The 324-nt window shown below is 60.8% G+C and carries 1 protein-coding gene; it reads right to left on the reverse strand.

Annotated elements, in window-relative coordinates; all coding sequences use genetic code 11:
- Positions 1 to 115 precede the first annotated feature (115 nt).
- On the reverse strand, positions 116 to 324 hold a 209-nt coding region (locus tag EOB49_RS34995), incomplete at its 5' end, for a helix-turn-helix transcriptional regulator (protein WP_164781992.1).

Here is a 324-nt window from a genome sequence, read left to right on the forward strand (position 1 = left end):
AGCTGTTCGTGAAAAACGTAGCCTGTCGCCATCCGCAGCGTCCTCCGAAAACCAGCTGACGCTAGCAGGCCAACGATCATGTGGCCCGACCCGAAAGAGGGGTTGTGCCCGTTATCTATACCCCTCCTTTCGGAGGGGCATGGGCGCCTACTGACCCTTGCGCGGCGCGCACGGCCTGGACCCGGTTCGATACCGCCAGCTTGCCGAAAATGTTCTTCAGATGCCACTTCACCGTGGTTTCGCTCACCGACAGCGCCACGGCGATATCGCGATTGGACATGCCCTCAGTGAGATAGCGCAGCAGTTCGGCTTCGCGCTGGGTGA

This window comes from Mesorhizobium sp. M7A.F.Ca.MR.148.00.0.0 (genome assembly GCF_003997735.1).
In the GTDB taxonomy this organism is placed as follows: Bacteria; Pseudomonadota; Alphaproteobacteria; order Rhizobiales; family Rhizobiaceae; genus Mesorhizobium.